General features: G+C 69.9%; 17 protein-coding genes. 14 read left to right on the top strand and 3 right to left on the bottom strand.

Annotated elements, in window-relative coordinates; genetic code table 11:
- Positions 1–100: 100 nt before the first annotated feature.
- Complete coding sequence (locus ACFYZ8_RS29530) at positions 101–544, bottom strand: SRPBCC family protein (RefSeq protein ID WP_388538281.1); 444 nt, start codon at positions 542–544, stop codon at positions 101–103.
- A 134-nt stretch (positions 545–678) separates the two neighbouring features.
- Here ACFYZ8_RS29530 and ACFYZ8_RS29535 point away from each other — a divergent pair, with 134 nt between their 5' ends.
- Both ACFYZ8_RS29535 and ACFYZ8_RS29540 read left to right on the top strand, forming a co-directional pair.
- Positions 679–1716, top strand: a complete 1038-nt coding sequence (locus tag ACFYZ8_RS29535; RefSeq protein WP_388538280.1) for an Rv2578c family radical SAM protein — start codon at positions 679–681, stop codon at positions 1714–1716.
- 135 nt (positions 1717–1851) lie between these two features.
- A complete protein-coding gene (locus ACFYZ8_RS29540; RefSeq protein ID WP_388538278.1) occupies positions 1852–3429 on the top strand; it encodes an alpha/beta hydrolase in 1578 nt (525 codons plus the stop codon).
- An 81-nt stretch (positions 3430–3510) separates the two neighbouring features.
- On the opposite strand, the gene ACFYZ8_RS29545 is transcribed toward ACFYZ8_RS29540, so the two are convergent.
- Positions 3511–4086: an adenylosuccinate lyase gene (locus tag ACFYZ8_RS29545; protein WP_388538276.1), complete on the bottom strand. Its 576-nt coding sequence runs from the start codon at positions 4084–4086 to the stop codon at positions 3511–3513.
- Positions 4087–4494: 408 nt separating this feature from the next.
- Between ACFYZ8_RS29545 and ACFYZ8_RS29550 the strand changes: the two genes are divergently transcribed.
- From ACFYZ8_RS29550 to pssA, 9 genes are all read left to right on the top strand, one after another.
- On the top strand, positions 4495–6300 hold the full coding sequence (locus ACFYZ8_RS29550) for a 3-hydroxyacyl-CoA dehydrogenase family protein (protein ID WP_388538275.1): 1806 nt from the start codon (positions 4495–4497) through the stop codon (positions 6298–6300).
- 160 nt (positions 6301–6460) lie between these two features.
- Entirely contained in the window at positions 6461–7273 is an 813-nt protein-coding gene (locus ACFYZ8_RS29555) for a TetR family transcriptional regulator (RefSeq protein ID WP_359035087.1), read from the top strand.
- Between the two features lie 396 nt (positions 7274–7669).
- Complete coding sequence (gene ccrA / locus ACFYZ8_RS29560) at positions 7670–9007, top strand: crotonyl-CoA carboxylase/reductase (protein ID WP_359035264.1); 1338 nt, start codon at positions 7670–7672, stop codon at positions 9005–9007.
- A gap of 17 nt (positions 9008–9024) precedes the next feature.
- Positions 9025–11073: a protein meaA gene (locus ACFYZ8_RS29565; protein WP_359035088.1), complete on the top strand. Its 2049-nt coding sequence runs from the start codon at positions 9025–9027 to the stop codon at positions 11071–11073.
- Positions 11070–12029: a CoA ester lyase gene (locus ACFYZ8_RS29570; protein ID WP_020119114.1), complete on the top strand. Its 960-nt coding sequence runs from the start codon at positions 11070–11072 to the stop codon at positions 12027–12029. Before ACFYZ8_RS29565 ends, ACFYZ8_RS29570 begins: the two co-directional genes overlap by 4 nt.
- Before the next feature lie 5 nt (positions 12030–12034).
- Positions 12035–12541 (top strand): MaoC family dehydratase, encoded by a 507-nt coding sequence (locus ACFYZ8_RS29575; RefSeq protein WP_007385824.1) that lies wholly within the window; start codon positions 12035–12037, stop codon positions 12539–12541.
- Between the two features lie 5 nt (positions 12542–12546).
- On the top strand, positions 12547–13752 hold the full coding sequence (locus tag ACFYZ8_RS29580) for an acyl-CoA dehydrogenase family protein (RefSeq protein WP_359035092.1): 1206 nt from the start codon (positions 12547–12549) through the stop codon (positions 13750–13752).
- 170 nt (positions 13753–13922) lie between these two features.
- Positions 13923–14579, top strand: a complete 657-nt coding sequence (locus tag ACFYZ8_RS29585) for a phosphatidylserine decarboxylase (RefSeq protein ID WP_355746681.1) — start codon at positions 13923–13925, stop codon at positions 14577–14579.
- Between the two features lie 22 nt (positions 14580–14601).
- The gene (gene pssA / locus ACFYZ8_RS29590) at positions 14602–15420 is read left to right on the top strand and encodes a CDP-diacylglycerol--serine O-phosphatidyltransferase (protein WP_359035267.1); all 819 of its coding nucleotides are present in this window, start codon (positions 14602–14604) and stop codon (positions 15418–15420) included.
- 114 nt (positions 15421–15534) lie between these two features.
- On the opposite strand, the gene ACFYZ8_RS29595 is transcribed toward pssA, so the two are convergent.
- Complete coding sequence (locus ACFYZ8_RS29595) at positions 15535–16653, bottom strand: glycerate kinase (protein ID WP_359035269.1); 1119 nt, start codon at positions 16651–16653, stop codon at positions 15535–15537.
- Positions 16654–16821: 168 nt separating this feature from the next.
- Between ACFYZ8_RS29595 and ACFYZ8_RS29600 the strand changes: the two genes are divergently transcribed.
- The 3 genes from ACFYZ8_RS29600 (at position 16822) to ACFYZ8_RS29610 (ending at position 19327) form a co-directional block, all read left to right on the top strand.
- A complete protein-coding gene (locus ACFYZ8_RS29600) occupies positions 16822–17901 on the top strand; it encodes an ADP-ribosylglycohydrolase family protein (protein WP_388538272.1) in 1080 nt (359 codons plus the stop codon).
- Between the two features lie 105 nt (positions 17902–18006).
- Positions 18007–18501: an NUDIX hydrolase gene (locus ACFYZ8_RS29605; protein ID WP_359035096.1), complete on the top strand. Its 495-nt coding sequence runs from the start codon at positions 18007–18009 to the stop codon at positions 18499–18501.
- 91 nt (positions 18502–18592) lie between these two features.
- On the top strand, positions 18593–19327 hold the full coding sequence (locus ACFYZ8_RS29610; protein ID WP_359035098.1) for a Sir2 family NAD-dependent protein deacetylase: 735 nt from the start codon (positions 18593–18595) through the stop codon (positions 19325–19327).
- The last annotated feature ends 67 nt before the right edge of the window (positions 19328–19394 follow it).

Genomic DNA, 19394 nt, shown 5'->3' on the forward strand with positions numbered 1-19394 from the left:
TACGGCATTCCGGCGGGCCGTCCGGAGATCCACTCGATCCGGTGACCGAGATCAACATCCGCCGCGGGACGAGGACTTGCCTGCCCCGAGGGGCGGGGACCTACTTCTCGACCTCGGCGGCGAGCCGGTCGAGGAGGGAGTCGTAGATCCGGCCGAGGCCCTTGGGGGCGAAGGTCTTCTCGAAGAAGCCGCCGATGCCGCCGGCGCCCTGCCAGGTGGTGGTCACGACCACGCGGGACCTGCCCTCGCCGGCCGGGGTGACCCGCCAGGTGGTGACCATGGAGGAGTTGCGGTCCTTCTCGACGAGCTCGCCGTCGGTGGGCTCGGTGACCTCCAGGAGGCAGTCGCGGATCCGCTTGCTGGTGGCCTGGAGCTTCCAGTGGACGAGGGTGCCCTCGCCGTCGCCGCCCTCGCGCACCTCGTACTCGCTGAACTGCTCCGGCAGCACCTTGCCGCGCGTACCGCTGTAGTCGGCGACGGCGTCGAACACCTTCTCCGCGTCCGCCGCGACGATCCGCTCCGTAGTGGCCTCGACCTGCGCCATCGACTTCCTCCAGGACTTCAAGTTCTCGGGCTTGGAGCAAGCCAACCACCCCCGCCCACGGCCGCCCAAATCGGGGTTGCGCAGAAAATCGAACAAGTGTTTCACTCGTGGGGCAGTGCTACCGAGGAGGCCTCATGCGCTGGGAGAACCTCACCGAGTCCGCCGAACACGGACGGGCCGACGCCGCCCTCTTCGGCGCCGACGCGGTGGTCAGCCGTACGTTCGACACGCCCGAGTTCGCCGGGATCACGTTCCACGAGATCCGGGCCCGTTCGATCATCAACCGGGTGCCGGGCGCCTCCCGCATGCCCTTCGAGTGGACCGTCAACCCCTACCGGGGCTGCACGCACGCGTGTGTGTACTGCTTCGCCCGCAAGACCCACAGCTATCTCGACCTGGACACCGGTCTCGGCTTCGACTCGCAGATCGTGGTCAAGGTGAACGCCCCCGAGCTGCTGCGCCGCCAGCTGGGCTCGCGCCGCTGGACCGGCGACCACATCGCGATGGGCACCAACGTCGACTGCTACCAGCGCGCGGAGGGCCGCTACCGGCTGATGCCGGGCATCATCGCCGCCCTGCGCGACCACGCGAACCCCTTCTCGATCCTGACCAAGGGCACGCTGATCCTGCGCGACCTCGACCTGCTGCGGCAGGCCGCCGCGGTGACGGACGTCGGCATCTCGGTCTCGGTGGGCTTCACCGAGACCGAACTGTGGCGCACCGTGGAGCCGGGCACGCCCGCCCCGGAGCGGCGCCTGGACGTCGTACGGACCCTGGGCGAGCACGGCATCGGATGCGGGGTGCTGATGGCGCCGGTGATCCCGTTCCTGAGCGACCGGCCCGCGCAGCTGCGGGCCACCGTGCGCGCGATCGCCGCCGCGGGGGCCACGTCGGTGACCCCGCTGGTGCTGCATCTGCGGCCGGGCGCCCGTGAGTGGTTCATGGCCTGGCTGAACCGGGAGCACCCGTATCTGGTACGCCGTTACGAGCGGCTGTACGCGGACGGCGCCTACGCCCCGAAGTGGTACCAGCGCCGGATCACCCGTCAGGTACATGAACTGGCCCAGGAGTACGGCATCGGGCCGGCGGGCGCCGGAATGCCGCGGCGGATCCGGGAGCCGGAGCCCGAGGTCGAGCCGGTGTCCGAACCGACCCAACTCACGTTGATCTGAGAGCGTTCGAGCGCATCGGACTGACCAATCGGGTCAAGTATTGCCAGAACACGTTCTTCCGGGCGGACTTTCCGGGACGATGCGGCATGGACCGTGACCCTCGCGGTCCATCACCCTCCGTCCTGGGAGGACCTCATGAGAAAACGCGCAGCCGTGCTGTGCGGTGCCGCGGTCGTCGTGGCCGGGACCTTCACCGCCGTCCCCGCCGACGCGAGCACCCCGCAGGCCACGCGATCCGCTCAAACCGCCAAGCTCACCTGGAAGAAGTGCGGCACCTCCGACTACCCGACGCTTCAGTGCGCGTCCCTCAAGGTGCCGCTCGACCACGCGAACCCGCGCGGGCGGCAGATCACCCTCGCGCTGTCCCGGGTCCCGCACACCGCGAAGAAGTACCAGGGCCCGCTGCTGGTCAACCCCGGCGGTCCCGGCGGCAGCGGTGTCACCTTCGCCGGGTTCGTCGCCTCCGGCCTGCCCAAGGCCGTCGCGGCCCAGTACGACGTCATCGGCTTCGACCCGCGCGGGGTCGGCGCGAGCAAGCCCGCCCTGAACTGCAAGCCGGGCCACTTCAAGCCGGTGCGCCCGAACTCCCTGCCGACCACGCCGGCGATCGAGAGGGCCAACCTCAAGCGCGCCAAGTCCTTCGCCGCCGCCTGCGGCCAGAAGTACGCGAGCGTGCTGCCGTACATCGACACCATCAGCGCGGTGCGGGACATGGACGCCATCCGCCAGGCCCTCGGCGCCCGGCGGATCAACTACTTCGGCTACTCGTACGGCACCTATCTCGGCGCCGTCTACGCGAAGCTCTTCCCGCACCGGGTGCGCCGCCTGGTCCTGGACTCGATCGTGGACCCGACCGGCGTCTGGTACGACGACAACCTCGCCCAGGACTACGCCTTCAACGACCGGCACCGGGCGCTGATGGCGTGGATCGCCAAGTACGACGCGACGTACAAGCTCGGCACCGATCCGGAGAAGATCGAGGCCAAGTGGTACGCGATGCGGGCGGCCCTCGCCAAGAAGCCCGCGGGCGGCAAGGTCGGCGCCTCCGAGCTGGAGGACACCTTCATCCCCGGCGGCTACTACAACGGCTACTGGCCCTACCTCGCCGAGGCGTTCGCGGCGTACGTGAACGGCAAGGACGCCGACCCGCTGGTGGAGGCGTACGAGAACTTCGGCGCCGTGGACGCGTCCGGGGACAACGGCTACAGCATCTACACCTCGGTGCAGTGCCGTGACGCCTCCTGGCCGCGCGACTGGCGCCAGTGGCAGAAGGACAACTGGGCCGTGTACGAGCAGGCCCCGTTCATGACCTGGAACAACGCATGGTACAACGCGCCGTGCGCGTTCTGGCCCACCGGGTCGCTGAAGCCGGTGAACGTCGCCAACGGCAAGCTGCCGCCGACGCTGCTCTTCCAGGCGACCAACGACGCGGCCACCCCGTACGAGGGCGGCGCCACGGTCCACCGGCTGCTGGCGGACTCCAGCCTGGTCGTCGAGGAGGGCGGCGGGAACCACGGCATCACGCTGAGCGGCAACAAGTGCCTGGACAAGTACCTGGCCGCGTATCTGACGGACGGAAAGGTGCCGCGTGGCGGCGGCGAGGCCGACGCGGTGTGCAAGGCGCTGCCCGACCCGAAGCCGCTGACCTCCAAGGCGGCGTCGACGTCCTCCCGCGGCGCGGCACTGCACGGCCTGCTCGGCACCCGCGGCTGAGCGCCCGACGCCCCCCGACGGGGTTGCCCCCGCGGCCCAGTACTCCCACGTGGTGCTGGGCCGCGGCCGTTTCGTGGCGCCTCACCTCTGCCGGGGAATCCGCGCAAGCGCCCGCACCGCCGCCTCCGCCAGCGCGGGATGCGCCAGGGCCTCGTTCAGTACGGGTCTGGCGCGGGCGTCCTCCAGGGTGCCGAGGGCCTCCACGCAAGCGAGCGCGACGCGGCGGTAGGGGTCGTGCGGGCGCAGCCGGCGTTCCAGTGTGGTGATGAGGGCGGGGACGGACTCGGGGGCGCGGAGTTCCGCCAGGAGCTGGACCGGGTGCAGGGCGTAGGCGACCCGCAGTTCGTTGGTGGCGAGGGCGGCGGCCGCGCGGGCCGTGCGCGGGTCGTCGAGCCGGGCCAGGGCGTACGCGGCGGCGGCGCAGCGCGGGGGATCCCGGTGGTTCAGCAGCAGGACGAGCGACTCGAAGGCCCGGCGGTCCCCCGCGAGACCGAGCCGGAACGCGGCCAGCTCACGGGCCCACAGCGGCTGTCCGGGCTCGGTGAGCACCGCGGCCAGCTCGTCCAGGTCCTCGGTCGCCACCAGACGGTCGACGGCGGCAGGCGCTCCCGACTCCTGCCGTAAACGCTCCGTGAGCGATCGCAACTCTTCGTCCATGAACCCGAGGTTAGGCGGCCCGCCCGCAGCGCGGGACGTACATCACAAATCCGGGGGCTGGCGCGCTCGTTACCCACCGGTTAAGCTCAGACGAGCGAGTTACCCACTCGTGGAACTCCTTGCGGTGGCCTGGTGACGCAGCCGCCGCGTGGGGGCACCTCCCACGCCTTCAAGGCAGTGGGGGAAGTCGGTTCGGTGCCTCGAGTACCACCAGTACGACCCGGCCTGGGACAGGGCCGGTCGGATTCCACCGTTCTCCGGGCCTGTGCAAGGCCCGCGACCACGGACCGGGCGTGTGCGCTCGCAGCCCGGCAACACCCGCATCCAGCAGTTCCCCACGCACCCGGTGCGCCCCTCGGCGTACCGGGTCGCGCTCCCAGTCGTCACCCTCATTCCTGGAGTCCCGCGATGGCCACTCCCCTGTCCGACCCCTCCCTGTCCCCGCTCAACACGGTCGCCGTCGTCGGCCTCGGCACCATGGGCACCGGCATCGCCGAGGTCCTCGCCAAGGCCGGCCGCGAGGTCGTCGGCATCGACATCAGCGAGGCGCAGGCCGCCAAGGCCGTCGCCGCCCTGGAGACCGCGACCGCCCGCGCCGTGGAGCGCGGCCGGCTCACCGAGCAGGAGCGCGCCGACCTCCTCTCCCGTGTCCACATCTCCACCGACCTGCGTGCGGCGGCCGACGCCGACCTCGTCATCGAGGTGGCTCCGGAGTCGTACGAGATCAAGCACCAGATCTTCCGGGAGCTCGACGGGATCGTGCGCCCGGAGACGATCCTCGCGACCGGCACCAACGCCCTGTCGGTGACCCGCCTGGCCGCCGACTCGGCCCGCCCGGAGCGGGTGCTGGGCCTGCACTTCTTCAACCCGGCGCCCGCGATGAAGCTGGTCGAGGTCGTCTCCTCGGTGCTCACCGCGCCGGCCGCCGTCACCGCGGTCACCAACCTCGCCCTCGACCTCGGCAAGGAGCCCGTCGCGGTCGGCGACCGGCCCGGCTTCGTCGCCGACGGGCTGCTGTTCGGCTACCTCAACCAGGCGGCCGCGATGTACGAGGCGAAGTACGCCTCCCGCGAGGACATCGACGCGGCGATGCGGCTCGGCTGCGGTCTGCCCATGGGCCCGCTCGCCCTGCTCGACCTGATCGGCGTCGACACCGCGCGCACCGTCCTGGAGGCCATGTACGCCGAGTCCCACGACCGGCTGCACGCCCCCGCCCCCATCCTCAAGCAGCTCAGCGAGGCGGGCCTGACCGGCCGTAAGTCGGGACGCGGCTTCTACACCTACGAGGCTCCGGGCAGCGCGACGGTCGTGCGGGACGCGCTGACGCCGCTGGAGAACTCCACGCGGGCCCCGGGCCGCGAGGTCCGCTCCGTCGGCGTCGCCGGCTCCGGCACCATGGCCTCCGGTATCGCCGAGGTCTTCGCCAAGGCCGGCTACGAGGTCGTGCTCGCCGCCCGCAGCGAGGAGAAGGCGCAGACCGCGAAGGCCCGTATCGGCAAGTCGCTTTCCCGCTCTGTCGACAAGGGCCGGATGACCGCCGAGGCGGCCGCGCAGACCCTGGACCGGATCACCACCGCGGGCTCGTACGAGGCGTTCGCGGACGTCGACCTGGCCGTCGAGGCCGTCGCCGAGGACCTGGAGATCAAGCAGCAGCTCTTCCAGGCGCTCGACAAGGTCTGCAAGCCGGGTGCCGTCCTGGCCACCACGACCTCCTCGCTGCCCGTCGTCGCCTGCGCCCGTGCCACCTCGCGCCCGCAGGACGTGATCGGCATGCACTTCTTCAACCCGGCGCCCGCGATGAAGCTGGTCGAGGTCGTCCGTACGGTGTTGACCGGCGAGGACGTCCACTCAACAGTGCACGAGGTGTGTGGGCGGATCAAGAAGCACGCGGTCGACTGTGGGGACCGTGCGGGGTTCATCGTGAACGCCCTGCTCTTCCCCTACCTCAACAACGCGATCAAGATGGTGCAGGAGCACTATGCGTCTCTTGACGACATCGACGCGGCGATGAAGCTGGGCGGCGGCTACCCGATGGGTCCCTTCGAGCTCCTGGACGTGGTCGGCCTGGACGTCTCGCTTGCGATCGAGAAGGTCCTGCACCGCGAGTTCCGCGACCCGGGCCTGGCTCCGGCCCCGCTCCTGGAGCACCTGGTGGCCGCGGGCTGCCTCGGCCGCAAGACCGGCCGTGGCTTCCGCGAATATGCCCGCCGCTGAGCACGTCGGCGACTGGTTCACGGGCGGCGAGGACTGGGGCGGACTGCTCGATCCGGGCAGTCTCACCCCGCCCGCGGGACCCGGCGGCCCCCGGCCGGGTCCGGGTGGGACAAACCCCGGACACGCGCACCAACCTGCGCACATGCAGTACGTTCGGGTCATGTCCCAGCCCGCCAAGTCGTCTCGTACACCAGCCACGCCCGACGCGCCGGAAAGTGCCGCAGGCAGCCGCGCGGCCGCCCAGCGGCTCAAGATGCGCCGAGAACTGGCGGCCGCCGCGATGGAGTTGTTCTCCACCAAGGGGTACGAGGCGACCACCGTCGACGAGATCGCGGCCGCGGCCGGGGTCGCCCGCCGCACCTTCTTCCGCCACTTCCGCTCCAAGGAAGAGGCGATCTTCCCCGACCACGACGACACGCTGGTCCGGGCGGAGGCGGTACTGAACGCGGCCCCCGCGCACGAGCACCCGCTCGACACGGTGTGCCGCGGCATCAAGGAAGTCATGAAGATGTACGCGGCCCGGCCGGAGATCTCGGTCGCCCGCTACAAGCTGACGCGCGAGGTGCCGACGCTGCGGGAGGCGGAGATCGCGTCGGTGGCCCGCTACGAGCGGCTCTTCACGCGCTATCTGCTCGGCCACTTCGACGAGCACGCCCACGACGACGACGCGAACGACGATCCGCTGCTGGCGGAGGTCGCCGCGTCGGCCGTGGTCACGGCGCACAACCACGTACTGCGGCGGTGGCTCCGGGCCGGGGGGCAGGGAGACGTGGAGGCGCAGCTCGATCACGCCTTCGCGATCGTGCAGAAGACGTTCGGCACGGGGATCGGGGCGGGCCGGGACACCTCCGTGCCGCGGTCGGCGCCGGCGTCCGTGGCCTCCCAGGGCGAGGTGCTGGTCACGGTCGCGCGGACGGACGCGCCGCTGGACGAGGTGATGCGGGCCATCGAGCAGGCGCTCAAGGAGCGTTGAGCGGCTCTTCGACGCTGTGATGACGGCCACCCCTCGGGGTGGCCGTTTTGGCATGTCAGAGACCCTTTTCAGGCGGCTTCCGGACCCCGTTCGATCGATCATCGCTCATGTGTTACGTAAAGATTTCATCTGAGAGCAATCTATGGCACTCAGTGCCTTGCACGGTGGCACGCGGTGTCTTACGTTGAGTGTGTCCGGGCGGCCGGCGTGCAGAGACCTTTCGTACGCCGGCTGTCCCAGCAAGTCATCGACCTGCCCGTCCGGACGCCTGCGTCACAGGCAACCTCTCGCGCCACAAAGCGCTGCCGAACAAGCACGACCGCCGAACCGACGGCACCGACGTAACCCTCAGCGTCTCCCCTCAAGACGCCATTCGCCGGAGGCAACACCGTGACCGTGAAGGACATCCTGGACGCGATCCAGTCGCCGGACTCGACGCCGGCCGACTTCGCCGCCATGCCGCTCCCCGAGTCGTACCGCGCGATCACCGTGCACAAGGACGAGACGGAGATGTTCGCGGGCCTGGAGACCCGCGACAAGGACCCCCGCAAGTCGATCCACCTCGACGACGTGCCGCTGCCCGAGCTCGGCCCGGGCGAGGCCTTGGTCGCCGTCATGGCATCGAGTGTCAACTACAACTCGGTGTGGACCTCGATCTTCGAGCCGCTGTCGACCTTCGGGTTCCTGGAGCGCTACGGCCGCACCAACGAGCTGGCCAAGCGCCACGACCTGCCGTACCACATCATCGGCTCCGACCTCGCGGGCGTCGTCCTGCGCACCGGCCCCGGCGTCAACGCCTGGAAGCCCGGCGACGAGGTCGTCGCGCACTGTCTGTCCGTCGAGATGGAGTCCTCCGACGGCCACAACGACACCATGCTCGACCCCGAGCAGCGGATCTGGGGCTTCGAGACCAACTTCGGCGGCCTCGCCGAGATCGCGCTGGTCAAGTCCAACCAGCTGATGCCCAAGCCCGACCACCTGTCGTGGGAGGAGGCCGCCGCCCCCGGGCTCGTCAACTCCACCGCCTACCGCCAGCTGGTCTCGCGCAACGGCGCCGGCATGAAGCAGGGCGACAACGTCCTGATCTGGGGCGCGAGCGGCGGACTCGGGTCGTACGCCACGCAGTTCGCGCTGGCCGGCGGCGCCAACCCGATCTGTGTCGTGAGCAGCCCCCAGAAGGCGGAGATCTGCCGTTCGATGGGCGCCGAGGCGATCATCGACCGCAACGCCGAGGGCTACAAGTTCTGGAAGGACGAGCAGACCCAGGACCCCAAGGAGTGGAAGCGCTTCGGCAAGCGCATCCGCGAACTCACCGGCGGCGAGGACATCGACATCGTCTTCGAGCACCCCGGCCGCGAGACCTTCGGCGCCTCCGTCTTCGTCACCCGCAAGGGCGGCACCATCACCACCTGCGCCTCGACCTCGGGCTACATGCACGAGTACGACAACCGCTACCTGTGGATGTCGCTGAAGCGGATCATCGGTTCGCACTTCGCCAACTACCGCGAGGCCTGGGAGGCCAACCGGCTCATCGCGAAGGGCAAGATCCACCCGACCCTCTCCAAGGTGTACTCCCTGGAGGAGACCGGCCAGGCGGCCTACGACGTGCACCGCAACCTCCACCAGGGCAAGGTCGGCGTGCTGTGCCTGTCCCCCGAGGAGGGCCTGGGCGTGCGCGACGAGGAGAAGCGCGCCCAGCACATCGACGCCATCAACCGCTTCCGCAACATCTGAGACACCCGGGGTCATAGATGACTGAGCGTCAGCCCGCCGAAGGCAAGCGGGAGAAGGACCGGCCGTGGCTCATGCGCACGTACGCCGGTCACTCCACGGCCGAGGCGTCCAACGAGCTGTACCGGCGCAACCTCGCCAAGGGCCAGACCGGTCTGTCGGTGGCGTTCGACCTGCCGACGCAGACCGGCTACGACTCCGACCACATCCTCGCCCGCGGCGAGGTCGGCCGGGTCGGCGTGCCGATCGCGCACCTCGGTGACATGCGCCGGCTGTTCCAGGACATCCCCCTGGAGCAGATGAACACCTCGATGACGATCAACGCCACCGCCATGTGGCTGCTGGCGCTCTACCAGGTCGTGGCCGAGGAGCAGGGCGCGGACATCACCCAGCTCCAGGGCACGACCCAGAACGACATCGTCAAGGAGTACCTGTCCCGCGGGACGCACGTCTTCCCGCCGGGGCCGAGCCTCCGCCTGACGACCGACATGATCGCGTACACGGTCTCCCACATCCCCAAGTGGAACCCGATCAACATCTGCAGCTACCACCTGCAGGAGGCGGGCGCCACGCCGGTCCAGGAGATCGCGTACGCGATGTCGACGGCGATCGCGGTCCTGGACGCCGTCCGGGACTCCGGCCAGGTGCCGCAGGAACGCATGGGCGACGTCGTCGGCCGGATCTCCTTCTTCGTGAACGCGGGCGTCCGGTTCGTCGAGGAGATGTGCAAGATGCGCGCCTTCGGCCGCATCTGGGACCAGGTCACGCGAGAGCGCTACGGCATCGAGAACCCCAAGCACCGCCGTTTCCGGTACGGCGTCCAGGTCAACTCCCTCGGGCTGACCGAGGCGCAGCCGGAGAACAACATCCAGCGGATCGTGCTCGAGATGCTGGCCGTGACCCTCTCCAAGGACGCACGCGCGCGTGCCGTGCAGCTGCCGGCCTGGAACGAGGCCCTGGGCCTGCCCCGGCCCTGGGACCAGCAGTGGTCGCTGCGGATGCAGCAGGTGCTGGCCTACGAGAGCGACCTGCTGGAGTACGAGGACATCTTCGAGGGCTCGCACGTCGTCGAGGCGAAGGTCGCGAAGCTGGTCGAGGATTCCCTCGCGGAGATCGAGCGGATCCAGGAGATGGGCGGCGCGATGGCCGCCGTCGAGTCGGGCTACCTGAAGTCGCAGCTCGTCGCCTCGCACGCCGAGCGGCGCGCTCGTATCGAGTCCGGTCAGGAGAAGATCGTCGGCGTCAACATCTTCAACACGACCGAGCCCAATCCATTGACCGCGGATCTCGACACGGCCATCCAGACGGTTGATCCGGCTGTCGAGGCCCGCGTCATCGCCTCGCTCCAGCACTGGCGCGACACCCGCTACCAGCCGCCCTTCAACCATCCGCGCCCCTGCAAGGCGCTGGAGAAGCTCAAGGAGGCCGCCAAGGGCACCGCCAACCTCATGGAGGCCACCCTGGAGTGCGCCCGCGCGGGTGTCACGACCGGTGAGTGGGCCGGGGCCCTGCGGGAGGTGTTCGGTGAGTTCCGGGCGCCCACGGGCGTCTCGTCCGCGCCGGTCGCGGTGCCCGCGGAGGAGGGCTCGGCCATGGCCGAGGTCCGCCGGAAGGTCGAGGTGACCGCCAAGGACCTCGGCGTCGGCAAGCTCCGCTTCCTGGTCGGCAAGCCCGGCCTGGACGGGCACTCCAACGGCGCCGAGCAGATCGCCGTCCGCGCGCGTGACGCCGGCTTCGAGGTGGTCTACCAGGGCATCCGGCTCACTCCGGAGCAGATCGTGGACGCGGCCCTCGCCGAGGACGTGCACGCGGTCGGCCTGTCCATCCTGTCCGGCTCGCACGCCCAGCTGGTGCCGGACGTCCTGGACCGGCTCCGTGTGGCCGGTGCCACAGATATACCGGTGATCGCCGGTGGCATCATCCCGAATGGTGACGCCGAACAGCTGCGGGCAGCCGGAGTGGCCGCGGTCTTCACCCCGAAGGACTTCGACATCACCGGAATCATCGGCCGGATCGTCGACGAGATCCGGAACGCGAACAAGCTCGACCCCCTGGAGGTCCCCGCATGACCGTCAACCGTCTGCGTCCCCGCCGCTCGTGTCTCGCGGTACCGGGAAGCAACCCCCGCTTCCTGGAGAAGGCGCAGGGCCTCCCGGCGGACCAGGTCTTCCTCGACCTGGAGGACGCGTGCGCCCCGCTCGCCAAGCCCGAGGCGCGGCACACCATCGTCAAGTTCCTCAACGAGGGTGACTGGACCGGCAAGACGAGGGTCGTGCGCGTCAACGACTGGACGACCGAGTGGACGTACCGCGATGTCGTCACGGTCGTCGAGGGGGCCGGCCAGAACCTCGACTGCATCATGCTGCCGAAGGTGCAGACGGCCGAGCAGATCGTCGCCCTCGACCTCCTGCTGACGCAGATCGAGAAGACGATGGGCTTCGAGGTCGGCAAGATCGGCATCGAGGCGCAGATCGAGAACGCCCAGGGCCTCAACAACGTCAACGAGATCGCGACGGCCTCCCAGCGCGTCGAGACGATCATCTTCGGCCCGGCCGACTTCATGGCGTCGATCAACATGAAGTCGCTGGTCGTGGGCGAGCAGCCGCCCGGCTACCCGGCGGACGCCTACCACTACATCCTGATGAAGATCCTGATGGCCGCCCGCGCCAACAACCTCCAGGCGATCGACGGCCCCTACCTCCAGATCCGCAACATCGACGGCTACCGCGAGGTCGCCCAGCGTGCCGCGGCCCTCGGTTTCGACGGCAAGTGGGTGCTGCACCCGGGCCAGGTCGAGGCGTCCAACGAGATCTTCTCGCCCTCCCAGGAGGACTACGACCACGCCGAGCTGATCCTGGACGCGTACGACTACTACACGTCCGAGGCGGGCGGCAAGAAGGGCTCGGCGATGCTCGGCGACGAGATGATCGACGAGGCCAGCCGCAAGATGGCCCTGGTCATCTCCGGCAAGGGCCGCGCGGCCGGCATGCAGCGCACCAGCAAGTTCGAGATCCCGGAGGGCTGAGCGCGATGCAGTTCGGACGCACGTACGAGGAGTTCGAGGTCGGGGCGGTCTACAAGCACTGGCCCGGGAAGACGGTCACCGAGTACGACGACCACCTCTTCTGTCTCCTCACCATGAACCACCACCCGCTCCACATGGACGTCAACTACGCCGAGAAGACGACGGACTTCGGCAAGAACGTGGTGGTCGGGAACTACATCTACTCCCTGCTGCTCGGGATGTCCGTGCCGGACGTCTCCGGCAAGGCGATCGCCAACCTGGAGATCGAGTCGCTCAAGCACGTGGCGCCGACCTTCCACGGCGACACGATCTACGGCCAGACGACCGTGCTCGACAAGTGGCCCTCCAAGTCGAAGAACGACCGCGGGATCGTCTACGTCGAGACCAAGGGCTACAAGCAGGACGGCACGCTGGTCTGCGTGTTCCGCCGCAAGGTCATGGTGCCCACCGAGACCTACATCAAGGAGCGCGGCGGCGAACAGCCCGGCCGCCCGGAACTTCAGGAGGGCTGACCGACATGGCACGCCTCGCCCAGACCCACGGCCTCACGGACGTCCAGCAGGAGATCCTGTCCACCGTCCGGGACTTCGTGGACAAGGAGATCATCCCGGTCGCGACGGAGCTGGAGCACCGCGACGAGTACCCGCAGCAGATCGTCGACGGGCTCAAGGAGTTGGGCCTGTTCGGCCTGATGATCCCCGAGGAGTACGGCGGTCTGGGCGAGTCCCTCCTGACGTACGCGCTGTGCGTGGAGGAGATCGCCCGCGGCTGGATGTCGGTGTCCGGCATCATCAACACCCACTTCATCGTGGCGTACATGCTCAAGCAGCACGGCACGCAGGAGCAGAAGGACCACTTCCTGCCGCGCATGGCGGCCGGCGACGTCCGGGGCGCCTTCTCGATGTCGGAGCCGGGCCTGGGGTCGGACGTGTCCGCCATCACCTCGAAGGCGGTCAAGGACGGCGACGAGTACGTCCTGAACGGCCAGAAGATGTGGCTGACGAACGGCGGAACGTCAACTCTGGTCGCCGTTCTCGTCCGAAGTGACGAAGGACACCCTGAGGGCACCGCGCCCCACAAGTCGATGACGACCTTCCTGATCGAGAAGGAGCCCGGTTTCGGAGAGGTCCGTCCCGGCCTCACCATCCCCGGGAAGATCGACAAGATGGGCTACAAGGGTGTCGACACCACCGAGCTGATCATGGATGGCCTGCGACTTCCGGCCGATCGGGTGCTCGGCGGGGTCACCGGCCGAGGTTTTTACCAAATGATGGACGGCGTGGAAGTGGGCCGCGTGAATGTGGCGGCGCGTGGCTGCGGCGTCGCTCAGCGTGCCTTCGAGCTGGGCGTCTCGTACGCCCAGCAGCGCCACACCTTCGGCAAGGCGATCGCCCAGCACCAGGCGATTCAGTTCAAGCTGGCCGAGATGGCTACCAAGGTCGAGGCCGCGCATGCGATGATGGTCAACGCGGCACGCAAAAAGGACTCCGGGGAGCGAAACGACCTTGAGGCAGGGATGGCGAAGTACCTCGCCTCCGAATACTGCAAAGAGGTCGTGGAAGACGCCTTCCGGATCCACGGCGGCTACGGCTTCTCCAAGGAGTACGAGATCGAGCGCCTCTACCGTGAGGCTCCGATGCTGCTGATCGGTGAAGGTACCGCCGAGATCCAGAAAATGATCATCGGTCGCAGGCTGCTCGAAGAGTATCGGTTCCAGGGCTAGATGTCCGGATACGGGGTGTTTTCTTGGAGAAGAAGATCACACCCCGTCAAGTCGGTTCAGACGCCGACTCGGCTTCCTGGCTTGCCCAGTTGTGGCCCGCGACCGGTACGATCCCGGAAAGCCGCCGTCCCCCGTCTAGTGCGCGGCATCATCCGCTACGAAGGTCATCCATGCCCCACAGCCAAACCTCTGCACATCGCGACAGCCTGGCAGGCGTACGCCTCGCGCGCGGAGCATCGCCGTGGCTCCTCCCGACCGTCGCCACCGCAGCACTGAGCCTGGTACGCGCGCGCAAGTCGGGCGCCGCCAAGGCCGTCGCCGTGCCCGCCACCGCGCTGGCGGCGGGCATGCTGTGGTTCTTCCGCGACCCCGAGCGTGAGATCGCCCCGGGCCGGGTCATCTCGCCCGCCGACGGTGTGGTGCAGAGCATCATGCCGTGGAAGGACGGTCGCACCCGCGTCGCGATCTTCATGAGCCCGCTCAACGTCCACGTCAACCGCGCGCCGCTCTCCGGCACGGTGACGTCGGTCGAGCACATCCCCGGCGGGTTCGTTCCGGCGTTCAACAAGGAGAGCGAGAACAACGAGCGCGTCGTCTGGCACTTCGACACCGAACTCGGTGACATCGAGATGATCCAGATCGCCGGCGCGGTGGCCCGCCGCATCGTGCCCTACATCCCGCAGGGCACGAAGGTCGAGCAGGGTGACCGCATCGGTCTGATCCGCTTCGGCTCGCGCGTCGACATCTACCTGCCGGAGGGCGTGGAGGTCGCGGTCGAGGTCGGCCAGAAGACGACGGCTGGGGTGACTCGCATTGACCGTGACTGATCCTGAGACCCAGGCGGGCTGGGTGCCCGAGGCCGACGCGGTGGACGACGAGGAGGAGATGCCGCTCTCTCTCCGCCTCTCAATAGCGGACACCCTCACCCTCGGCAACGCCACGTGCGGCTTCATGGCGGTGTACTTCACCACCACCGGCATCCTGATCCCGCACCTCACCGACAGCCAGGAGTCCGGCATGGCGCGCAACAGCGCGGCCACGGCGGTCATCCTCATGCTGTGCGCGGCGGTCTTCGACCTGTTCGACGGCCTGGTGGCGCGCAAGCTGCGCTCCTCGCCGATGGGCGCGGAGCTGGACAACCTCTCCGACCTGATCAGCTTCGGTCTGGCGCCGGCGTACTTCGTCCTCGTCTACGGCATGGTGGCGGACGACGCCTCGCAGAAGGTGGCCGCGGTCGGAGCGGTGGTGGTGCTGCTGGCCGTGGTGCTGAGACTCGCGCGGTTCTCCTGTGTGACGGTCAAGGACGGCACCTTCCAGGGGATGCCGTCGCCGTTCGGCGCGCTCACCGTGGTCTCGATCGTGCTCCTGGAGCTGCCCTTCGTGGCGACGCTCCTGGCGATCGTGGGTACGGCCTGGCTGATGGTGAGCCGGGTCGAGTACCCGAAGCCGCGGGGCCGCCTCGCGGTGGCGATGCTCTCCTGGATCGTCCTGGGCATGGGCCTCCTCGCGGCCTGGGCGTTCGGCGCCCCCAGCGGCCAGCTCCTCCTCCAGACGGGCTGCGCCCTCCAGCTGGTGATGGGCGCGGTGATCCCCCTGTTCGCCACCGCCCGCCGCGTGAACAACTTCCGCGACAACAGGCGCGAGGCGAGGGCGGCCCAGCTGCCGTAAGGCTCCGCCGCAGCACGTCGCCGAGGGGCCCGAACCGATACCGGTTCGGGCCCCTCGCTGTTCACCGTACGACGTCTGCGCCGGCCCTGGGATCGCGCCCCCGGACAGGTCCCCTCAGACGAGGAAGTCCCGCCCGATCCGCTCCGCCACGTCCTCCAGGATCGGGCCCGCCTCCGCGATGCACCGCTGGATGTCCGGCTCGGCGTCGGTGAGGGGGTAGGCGCGGCGGATGCCGGCCCTGCCGATGGCCTCCGGGGGCAGCGCGAGGCGGCCGCAGACCGCGACGACCTCCTTGTCCTTCGCGCGGGCGGCCGCGGCGACGCCCGCCGGGGCCTTGCCGTGCAGGGTCTGCTCGTCGAGGGAGCCCTCGCCGGTGATGACCAGGTCCGCCCACTCCAGCGCGGGCGCGAAGCCGAGCACGTCGAGCATGACCTCGATGCCGGGGCGGAAGCGGGCGCCGAGGAGGAGGGCGCCGTACCCGATGCCGCCGGCCGCGCCCGCACCCGGTGAGGCCGCGTACTCGGCGGCCTTCGCGCCGACGGCCTTCTCCAGCACCTGCGCGTAATGGGCCAGGGCGGAGTCCAGTGCCTCGACGTCGTCCGGGGAGGCGCCCTTCTGCGGGCCGTAGACCGCGGGGGCGCCCTTGGGTCCGGTCAGCGGGTTGTCGACATCGCTGGCCAGGATGAACTCGACGGAGGCGAACCGCGGGTCCAGGTCCGACAGGTCGGCCGAGGCCAGGTGGGCGAGGCCTCCGCCGCCGGGGGCCACGGGCTCGCCGTCGGCGTCCAGGAAGCGGGCGCCGAGCGCGGAGAGCATTCCGGCGCCGCCGTCCGTGGTGGCGCTGCCGCCGACCCCGAACACGATCGTGCGGGCGCCCGCGTCCAGCGCGGCGCGCAGCAGTTCTCCGGAGCCGTACGTCGATGCCGTGAGCGGGGCGAAGACACCCGCGGGCAGCCGTTGCAGACCGCTGGCCTCGGCCATCTCGACGACGGCGGTGTCCCCGCGGACCGCGAAGGCGGCGGTGATCTCCTGTCCGAGGGGCCCGGCGACCGCCACTTCCCGGCGTTCGAAACCGGCCGCGACCGCCGCGGCGACGGTGCCGTCACCGCCGTCGGCGACCGGCAGCGCCTCCACCTCCAGGCCCGGCACGACCCGGCGCAGCCCGGCCTCCACCCGCTCGGCGACCTGCACGGCCGTCAGCGAGCCCTTGAACTTGTCCGCGGCGATGAGCACGCGCTGTGTCACGTCTTCCCCTTGCTCTCCGGGCCTCGTGCATGTCAAGGCCAGTCGCGCCGCTGCGACCTTAACCGGAGACACACCCCGCCGTCATGCACCGCCCGGAGGCTGAGAAGGCGTTGCGAACCCTCTGTGCGCTCCCCCGGAATGGGGTAAACCGGAGCTATGACCCCTGTGGGCACTGAGCCAGAGCTCGGCGACCGCATCCTCGGGGGCTGGCTGGGCCGGATCGCGGGCAACATGCTCGGCAAGCCGGTCGAGCAGGGCGACCTGTGGACGCGGGACCGGATCGACCGCTATCTGCGGCAGGCCGCCGCCCTGCCCCTGACCGACTACCTTCCCGAGCCCGTCGGCGAGAGCGACGGCTTCGAGCTGCGGCCCGAGTGGCGCCAGTGCGTGCGCGGCCGCATCCACGGCAGCTGCCGTGACGACGACGTCGACTACGCCATCCTCGGCCTCGACCTCCTGGAGACCCACGGCTTCGCCTTCAGCACCGAGCAGGTGGGCGACCAGTGGTTGCTGAGGCTGCCGTATCTGCAGACGTTCACCGCGGAGCGGGCCGCCTACCGCAACCTCGCCAACGGGCTGAAACCGCCGCTGACGGCGACGTACGACAACCCCTGCCAGGAGTGGATCGGGGCGCTCATCCGGGCCGACATCTACGGCTGGACCAGCCCCGGTGCCCCACGCCGCGCCGCCTCGCTGGCCCGCCGGGACGCGGTGCTCTCGCACACCGGTAACGGCGTGTACGGGGCGATGTGGGCGGCGGCGCTGATCTCGGCGGCGTTCACCGTGGGCACCGTGCGGCAGGCCGTGGACCAGGCGCTCACCGTGATCCCGGCGAGCAGTCGGCTCGCCCGGACCGTGCGCCGGGTGGTGTCCCTGCACGACACCCGGATGACCTGGGAGGACACGCTGACGACGGTCGCGGAGGAGACCGCCGGGCTCGGCTGGATCCACACCATCCCGAACGCGGCCGTGCTGACCGCGGGCCTGCTGTACGGCGACGGCGACTTCACCCGCACCATCACGCTCACCGTCCGCGGCGGTCTGGACACCGACTCCAACGGCGCGACCGCGGGCTCGGTGGCCGGAGTGCTCACCGGGGCGGACGCGATCCCGGACCAGTGGAAGGAGCCGCTGGAGGACCGGGTGCGCAGCGCGGTGTTCGGCTTCGACGGGGTGCACATCAGCGAACTGGCGGAGCGGACGGTGCGGTTGGCGGGGGCAGGGGCGGAGGGCTGAGACGGCCGGGCCGGGGCGCGCGGAAGCCACGGGGGCGCCCCCTGAGCCCCGTGACCACCTGCTGAGCCGGTGAAGGCGGCCGCGGATGCTGGTTACCCTTCGAGGATGACCACCACCCCTGACTTCGCCGCGTACATCGCCGGTCTTCCCCGGATCCTCGCCGGTGCCGCCGCTCTCTTCCGTGACGCCTCGGGCCGGGTCCTGCTCGTCGAGCCCAACTACCGTGAGGGCTGGGCGCTTCCGGGCGGCACGATCGAGTCCGACGAGGGCGAGACCCCGCGCCAGGGGGCGCGTCGCGAGACGCTCGAGGAGATCGGGCTCGACCGCGACCTCGGCCGGCTGCTCGCGGTGGACTGGGTGTACCGGCCGACCTGGCCGCCGCTGGTGGCGTACCTCTACGACGGCGGTGTCCTCGGCGAGGACGACCTCAAGGCGATCCGGCTCCAGGAGGAGGAGTTGCTGTCGTGGCGGCTCGTGCCGCACGAGGAGCTGGCCGACTATCTGCCCGACGGGCTCGGCCGCCGGGTCCTGGTCGCGCTGGACGTGCTGGCGGACGGGTCGGGGACGGCGGAGCTGGAGAACGGGCGCCGGGTGGGCTGAGCCGGCGCGCCGTCGGCCCTCATGGTTGCTCGCGCCCTGCCGGTGGGATATCCGCTCGCCGCACCCGGATCACCCATCCTACCCTCGGCTCATGACCAAGCCCCTCGTCGCGCTCCTCAGCGGCGCCGGTATCTCCACGGACTCCGGGATCCCCGACTACCGCGGCCCGAACGGCCTGTGGCGCAAGGACCCCGAGGCCGAGAAGCTCGTGACGTACGACTACTACATGAGCGACCCGGAGATCCGGCGCCGCTCGTGGCGGATGCGGCGCGAGAACCGCACGCTGCACGCGGAGCCGAACGCCGGGCACCGGGCCGTGGCCGAGCTGGAGAAGTCCGGTGTGCCGGTGCGGGTGATCACGCAGAACGTGGACGGGCTGCACCAGCTCGCCGGAATGCCCGCCCGCAAGGTCCTCGAACTGCACGGCACCGCACGGCAGGTGGTCTGCACGAAGTGCCACGCCCGCGGCCCGATGGAGGACGCCCTCGCCCGGGTCGACGCCGGCGAGGCGGACCCGCCGTGTCTCACCTGCGGCGGCATCCTCAAGCCGGCGACCGTGATGTTCGGCGAGCACCTGGACCCCGTCGTCCTGGGCGACGCCGTCGCCGTCACCAAGGCCTGTCAGGTGTTCATCGCCGTCGGCACCACCCTCCAGGTCCAGCCGGCCGCGGGCCTCGCGGGCGTCGCCGCCGACCACGGCGCCCGTCTCGTCATCGTCAACGCCGAGCCGACACCGTACGACGGCCTCGCCGACGAGGTGATCCGGGAGCCGATCGGCACGGCACTGCCCGAACTGCTGCGCCGGGTGGGCGCCCGCGGCGACTGACAGGTCTCGGCGCGGGGCCGGTCTCACCCCGGAGGAGCGGACCGGCACCCACGCCGAGCAGAGAGGG

It is taken from the genome of Streptomyces sp. NPDC001668 (genome assembly GCF_042893155.1).
GTDB lineage: Bacteria > Actinomycetota > Actinomycetes > Streptomycetales > Streptomycetaceae > Streptomyces.